At 68.3% G+C, this 6474-nt stretch carries 6 protein-coding genes; 3 read left to right on the forward strand and 3 right to left on the reverse strand.

The window, feature by feature from the left end; genetic code table 11:
* Nucleotides 1-17: 17 nt before the first annotated feature.
* Complete coding sequence (locus ACTWQO_RS42015; protein WP_443242642.1) at nt 18-482, reverse strand: RidA family protein; 465 nt, start codon at nt 480-482, stop codon at nt 18-20.
* Complete coding sequence (locus tag ACTWQO_RS42020; protein ID WP_003991873.1) at nt 479-637, reverse strand: DUF4177 domain-containing protein; 159 nt, start codon at nt 635-637, stop codon at nt 479-481. Before ACTWQO_RS42020 ends, ACTWQO_RS42015 begins: the two co-directional genes overlap by 4 nt.
* Before the next feature lie 95 nt (nt 638-732).
* On the opposite strand from ACTWQO_RS42020, the gene ACTWQO_RS42025 reads away from it, so the two are divergent.
* Together ACTWQO_RS42025 and ACTWQO_RS42030 are read left to right on the forward strand one after the other, a co-directional pair.
* Entirely contained in the window at nt 733-1710 is a 978-nt protein-coding gene (locus tag ACTWQO_RS42025) for an ArsA-related P-loop ATPase (protein ID WP_443242643.1), read from the forward strand.
* On the forward strand, nt 1707-3092 hold the full coding sequence (locus ACTWQO_RS42030; RefSeq protein ID WP_443242644.1) for an ArsA family ATPase: 1386 nt from the start codon (nt 1707-1709) through the stop codon (nt 3090-3092). The genes ACTWQO_RS42025 and ACTWQO_RS42030 overlap by 4 nt, the downstream gene beginning before the upstream one ends.
* A 24-nt stretch (nt 3093-3116) precedes the next feature.
* Here ACTWQO_RS42030 and wblA read toward each other — a convergent pair whose 3' ends face one another.
* Nucleotides 3117-3455: a transcriptional regulator WblA gene (gene wblA / locus ACTWQO_RS42035; RefSeq protein ID WP_067033339.1), complete on the reverse strand. Its 339-nt coding sequence runs from the start codon at nt 3453-3455 to the stop codon at nt 3117-3119.
* Nucleotides 3456-3987: 532 nt separating this feature from the next.
* Here wblA and ACTWQO_RS42040 point away from each other — a divergent pair.
* On the forward strand, nt 3988-6273 hold the full coding sequence (locus ACTWQO_RS42040; protein WP_443242645.1) for a transglycosylase domain-containing protein: 2286 nt from the start codon (nt 3988-3990) through the stop codon (nt 6271-6273).
* The last annotated feature ends 201 nt before the right edge of the window (nt 6274-6474 follow it).

Raw genomic sequence — 6474 nt, forward strand, 5'->3', positions numbered from 1 at the left:
AGATGTACCCGGCGCCGTTACGGCACCAGCTCCACCTGCACCTCGACCTCCACCGGCGCGTCCAGCGGCAGCACCGCCACGCCCACCGCGCTGCGCGCGTGCACGCCCTTGTCGCCCAGGACCGCGCCCAGGAGTTCGCTCGCTCCGTTGAGGACACCCGGCTGGCCGGTGAAGTCCGAGGCCGAGGCGACGAAGCCGACGACCTTCACCACGCGCGCGATGCGGTCCAGGTCACCCACGACGGACTTGACCGCGGCGAGGGCGTTCAGCGCACAGGTGCGGGCGAGATCCTTGGCCTCCTCGGGCGTGACCTCGGCGCCCACCTTGCCGGTGACCGGAAGCTTGCCGTCCACCATCGGGAGCTGGCCGGCGGTGTAGACGTACACACCGCTGAGCACGGCCGGCTGGTACGCGGCGAGCGGCGGGACGACCTCCGGCAGGGTCAGGCCGAGCTCGGCCAGCTTCGTCTCGACCGCGCTCACTGCTTCTCCCGCTTCAGGTAGGCCACCAGCTGCTCGGGGTTGTTCGGCCCGGGCACGACCTGGACGAGCTCCCAGCCGTCCTCGCCCCAGGTGTCCAGAATCTGCTTCGTGGCGTGGACGAGCAGTGGCACGGTTGCGTATTCCCACTTGGTCATGGGGCCGACTGTATCCGCTGCCGCACGAGGCCTCGCGCGCACGTTGTCCACAGCCTCCGGCGTACTCCGGTGGCCGTTTGGTTAGGCTCGAATATGTGAGCAGGCTCCAGGTCGTCAGCGGCAAGGGCGGAACCGGTAAGACCACGGTGGCCGCCGCACTCGCGCTGGCCCTTGCCACCGAGGGGAAGCGCACGCTTCTCGTCGAGGTCGAGGGTCGGCAGGGCATCGCACAGCTCTTCGAGGCGGAGGCGCTGCCTTACGAGGAGCGCAAGATCGCCGTCGCTCCCGGGGGCGGGGAGGTGTACGCACTCGCCATCGACCCCGAACTGGCCCTGCTGGACTACCTCCAGATGTTCTACAAGCTGGGCGGTGCGGGCAGAGCCCTGAAGAAACTCGGCGCCATCGACTTCGCCACCACCATCGCACCGGGCCTGAGGGACGTACTCCTGACCGGCAAGGCATGCGAGGCCGTGCGCAGGAAGGACAAGGCCGGGCGGTTCGTGTACGACTACGTCGTCATGGACGCGCCGCCCACCGGGCGCATCACCCGCTTCCTGAACGTCAACGACGAGGTGGCCGGGCTCGCGAAGATCGGCCCGATACACAATCAGGCGCAGGCCGTGATGCGGGTGCTGAAGTCCAAGGAGACGGCCGTCCACCTGGTGACGCTGCTCGAGGAGATGCCCGTGCAGGAGACCGTGGACGGGATCTCCGAGCTGCGGGGAGCGCGGCTGCCGGTGGGGCGGATCATGGTGAACATGGTGCGGCCCGAGGTGCTGGACGCGGCCGATCTGGATCTCGTACGAGCCGTGCCGCGGACCTCGGTCGCCAGGTCGCTGTCCGCTGCCGGGCTCGGCGGCGCGCGACGCGGCGGGAACGCCGAGAAGCTGGTCGATCCGCTGCTGCAGCAGGCCGAGGAGTACGCCGAGCGGTACGCGCTGGAGCACGAACAGCGGGCCGTCCTGAGCGAGCTGGGCCTGCCGCTGCACGAACTGCCGCTGCTCGCCGAGGGCATGGACCTGGCGGGACTGTACGAACTGGCCACCGAGTTGCGGGAACAGGGGATGTCATGAGTCCGGACCACTCGGCCCACACGCACGACACCGCCCGCCACCACCTCTCCCCCACGCGCATGCTCGACGTCGATCCGCTGATCGACGATCCGAAGACCCGCATCGTGGTGTGCTGCGGCTCGGGCGGGGTCGGCAAGACGACCACGGCGGCGGCGCTGGGACTGCGGGCCGCCGAGCGCGGCCGGAAGGTGGTCGTCCTCACCATCGACCCGGCCCGCCGGCTCGCCCAGTCCATGGGCATCGACTCCCTCGACAACGTCCCGCGCCGGGTGAAGGGCGTGGACGGCGAGGGCGAACTGCACGCCATGATGCTCGACATGAAGCGCACGTTCGACGAGATCGTCGAGGCGCACGCGGACCCCGAGCGGGCGGCCGCGATCCTGGGGAACCCCTTCTACCAGTCGCTCTCGGCGGGCTTCGCGGGCACGCAGGAGTACATGGCGATGGAGAAGCTGGGGCAGCTGCGGGCGAAGGACGAGTGGGACCTGATCGTCGTCGACACGCCCCCGTCCCGTTCCGCGCTGGACTTCCTGGACGCGCCCAAGCGGCTCGGCTCCTTCCTGGACGGCCGACTGATCCGGCTGCTGACGGCCCCGGCGAAGCTGGGCGGCCGCGCCGGGATGAAGTTCCTGAACGTCGGCATGTCGATGATGACCGGCACTCTCGGCAAGCTGCTCGGCGGACAGCTCCTGAAGGACGTACAGACGTTCGTGGCTGCGATGGACACGACCTTCGGCGGCTTCCGTACGCGTGCGGACGCGACGTACAAGCTGCTGCAGGCACCCGGGACGGCGTTCCTGGTGGTCGCGGCACCCGAGCGGGACGCGCTGCGGGAGGCGGCGTACTTCGTGGAGCGGCTGGCCGCGGAGGACATGCCGCTGGCGGGTCTGGTGCTCAACCGGGTCCACGGCAGCGGCGCCACCCGGCTGTCGGCCGAGCGGGCGCTCGCCGCCGCGGAGAACCTTGATCTCGTGGGCGATCCCGTGGGAGACCCCGCCGCGGAAAATCTTGAAGAGCCCCGCATTGTCGATCAGGAGGGCGGGAAAGCTGGACTTCGTAACTCTCCCGACCCGCAGGGCAGTTCAGAATCTCCCGCTCCCGCAACACCAGTGCCGGCCGAAGGCTCCCCCGCCGATACCGCCGACCCGGACCCGGAGCGCTCCGTCGACCAACTCACCGCAGGCCTGTTGAGGCTGCACGCCGAGCGTATGCAGCTGCTCTTCCGCGAGCAGCGCACACGTGATCGCTTCACCGCGCTCCACCCCGAGGTGGCGATGGCCGAAGTGGCCGCGCTGCCCGGCGATGTACACGATCTCGCGGGGCTGCGGGACATCGGGAACCGACTCGCGGCCCACCGGCCGGAGCTGCCGAGCAGTGACTGAGGGAAACCCCGTGAAGGGGTGGCCTCAGCTCACCGCCGCGTAGTTCTCGTACACCTCGTCGTCGTCGAGGGGCAGGATGCCGGCCCCCCGCTCGTATTCCGTCCGCGCGGTCTCCAGCAGTCGGCGCCAGGAGGTCACGGTGGGTCGCCTGCGCAGCAGTGCGCGGCGCTCCCGCTCGGTCATTCCTCCCCACACGCCGAACTCGACGCGGTTGTCCAGCGCGTCGGCCAGGCACTCGGTCCGCACCGGGCATCCGGTGCACACCGCCTTGGCCCTGTTCTGCGCTGCTCCTTGAACGAACAGTTCATCCGGATCGGTAGTGCGGCAGGCCGCCTGCGCACTCCAGTCGGTTACCCAGCCCATACCGGCGCCGTCCTCTCCCGAATCGAGGCTCCCCCACGGCGGCAGCGGCATATTCACCGCCGCCAGTTGAGGACGTTACGGAAGGTGGGCACGGCGCAACACCCCCAGCGGGCCCAATCTTGAATGGCCCGAACGGACTATGGGTAAGCGGCAGATCACCCGGGGGAGTGAGGTGACGACATGCGTGATCATCCCGGCAAACCGGGACAGGTCTCCAGAGTCACAACGGACGCCGAGTGACACACAAGGCGGATTCGGACACGCGCCCCGTAAAAAAGTTGGGCTACCTCCGGAACGATTCGGGGTCGCCGGACGTATTGATACGTGACCTCACTGCTGTGACAGTTGAGAGCAGCTTAGGCCAAGGCCTGTCCGCGTGTCCGGCGAATGAGAAGGTAGGCGGTCGGCGTTGTCATGCCGTGATGCGGACGGGCTCGGGACCCTTGTGTGTACCCCTGTATGTGATGGGTTCGAACCTCTCAGGACGCATGGGTCCCTCGGATCGGACTCAAGTACGGATTAGGCTGCCCTCATGCGAAAGAAGCGCTCGGGTGGTGGGCTGTCGCCCACGCAGGAGGCCGCAAAGTTCCTCGGTGTCAGTGTGCTCGCGGGAGCCGTGCTGGCCGGCATCGCGCTGCCCGCGTTCGGCGCGCTGGGGCTGGCCGCGAAGGGATCGGTCGAGGGGTTCGACGAGATCCCGACCAACCTCAAGCAGCCACCGCTGAGCCAGCGCACCACCATCCTCGACGCCAAGGGCGACCAGATCGCCACGGTCTACTCCCGTGACCGCACGGTGGTCGACCTCAAGAGCATCTCGCCGTACATGCAGAAGGCGATCGTCGCCATCGAGGACTCGCGCTTCTACCAGCACGGCGCGATCGACCTCAAGGGCGTCCTGCGCGCGCTGAACCGGAACGCGCAGAGCGGCGGCGTCGCCGAGGGCGCGTCCACGCTCACCCAGCAGTATGTGAAGAACGTCTTCGTGGAGGAGGCCGGCGACGACCCGACGAAGGTCGCCCAGGCCACCCAGCAGACCCTCGGCCGCAAGATCAAGGAGCTGAAGTTCGCGATCCAGGTCGAGGAGGAGCTCGGCAAGAAGAAGATCCTCGAGAACTACCTGAACATCACGTTCTTCGGCCAGCAGGCGTACGGCGTCGAGGCGGCCGCACGGCGGTACTTCTCCAAGTCCGCGAAGGACCTCAGCCTCCAGGAGTCGGCCCTCCTCGCCGGCATCGTCCAGTCCCCCAGCCGGTACGACCCGGTCAACGACGAGGCCGAGGCCACCAAGCGGCGCAACACCGTGCTGCAGCGCATGGCCGACGTCGGCGACGTCTCCCAGGCGGAGGCCGACAAGGCCAAGGAGGCACCGCTGGGGCTGAAGGTCAGCAAGCCGAAGAACGGGTGCATCACGGCGGTCAAGGGCGCCGGCTTCTTCTGCGACTACGTGCGCGAGGTGTTCCTGAGCGACCGGACCTTCGGCAAGACCAAGGAGGCCCGGGCGAAGGTCTGGAACCAGGGCGGTCTGACGATCCGTACGACGCTCGACCCGCAGGCCCAGGATTCGGCCCAGCAGTCGATCAAGGATCACGTGTACAAGACCGACGAAGTGGCGACCGCCGCCACCATCGTCGAGCCGGGCACCGGCAAGATCCTGGCGATGGGCCAGTCGCGTCCGTACGGCTTCGGCAAGAACGAGACGCAGATCAACCTCTCCGTGAACCGGGCGATGGGCGGCGGCGCGGGCTATCAGCCCGGATCGACGTTCAAGCCGATCGTGGCGGCCGCCGCGCTGGAGGGCGGTATGCCGGCGAACAAGACGTATGCGGCGCCGTACGAGATGAACTACCCGAGCCCGATCCAGCAGTGCGACGGCAAGGTCTACCGCAACGACGGGCCCGACCCGGTCACGCTCACCAACGAGAACGAGACCGAGGTGGGCCCGTACTCCATGGAGGAAGCGACGGCGAAGTCCGTCAACACCTACTTCGTGGAGATGATCGCCGACATCGGCACCTGCCCGGTGGTCGAGATGGCCAAGAAGATGGGCGTCCAGCGGGCGGACGGCGCGAAGATGGACCAGGGTCCGGCGATCGCCCTCGGCACCCAGGAGATGTCCCCGCTGACCATGGCCGCCGGTTACGCGACCTTCGCCTCGCGCGGGATGTACTGCACACCGGTCGCCATCGAGTCCATCAGCCAGCGGATCGGCGGGCAGACCAAGTCGCTCGACGTCCCGAAGTCGACCTGCTCGCGCGCCATGTCCGAGACCACGGCCGACACCGTCAACACGCTGCTGCGAGGCGTGGTCGAGGACGGTACGGGTTCACAGGCCGGACTCGGCAGCCGGCCGAGCGCCGGTAAGACCGGTACGACGGACGAGCGTTACGCCGCCTGGTTCGTGGGCTACACGCCCAACATGGCCGGTGCCGTCTGGGTCGGCGACCCCGCGCACGACCGGCAGATGTCCGACATCACCATCGGCGGCGTCGACTACGACAAGGTGTTCGGTGGTGAGGTCCCCGGCCCCATCTGGCGGGACATGATGACCGGCGCGCTGGCGGACAAGGAAGCGCCCCCGTTCAACCTCGTCGACATCCCGGACGCCGACAAGGGCCGCGGCGATGGCGACGGAAACGGCAACGAAGACGGTGACAACGGCGACGAGAACGGCGGCCTCATCGGCGGTCTGATCGGTGGCGGCAACGGCGGCGGCAACGGCGGCGCCGAACCGACGCCCACCTTCTCCATCCCCGAGAACCTCTTCGAGGGGCAGGACGGCGGGAACAACGGGAACGGCAATGGGGGGAACTGGCCGTGACGGGCCAGTTGTTCCGGTAGTTCCGGTACGACAATGGGGGCGCTCCTTTTCGAAGGGGCGCCCCCATTGTCGTAGACACCGTTGGCGAATGCCCCTCGGCTCCGCCCCACCGGTTCTATCCGGTGGGGCGGAGGGCTGCGAAGTGGGATGTCCGGGTGGGGGCGAAGGGTGTTCCGGTGAGCCATGCGTTGACGCGGACGA

Origin of the sequence: Streptomyces sp. 4N124, assembly GCF_052245395.1 — a bacterium.
GTDB lineage: Bacteria > Actinomycetota > Actinomycetes > Streptomycetales > Streptomycetaceae > Streptomyces.

Excerpts from the sequence above, each read along its gene's own strand:
- ACTWQO_RS42040 (WP_443242645.1), top strand. The coding sequence starts at position 3,988 with ATGCGAAAGAAGCGCTCGGGTGGTGGGCTGTCGCCCACGCAGGAGGCC.
- ACTWQO_RS42020 (WP_003991873.1), bottom strand. The coding sequence starts at position 637 with ATGACCAAGTGGGAATACGCAACCGTGCCACTGCTCGTCCACGCCACG.
- wblA (WP_067033339.1), bottom strand. The coding sequence starts at position 3,455 with ATGGGCTGGGTAACCGACTGGAGTGCGCAGGCGGCCTGCCGCACTACC.
- ACTWQO_RS42030 (WP_443242644.1), top strand. The coding sequence starts at position 1,707 with ATGAGTCCGGACCACTCGGCCCACACGCACGACACCGCCCGCCACCAC.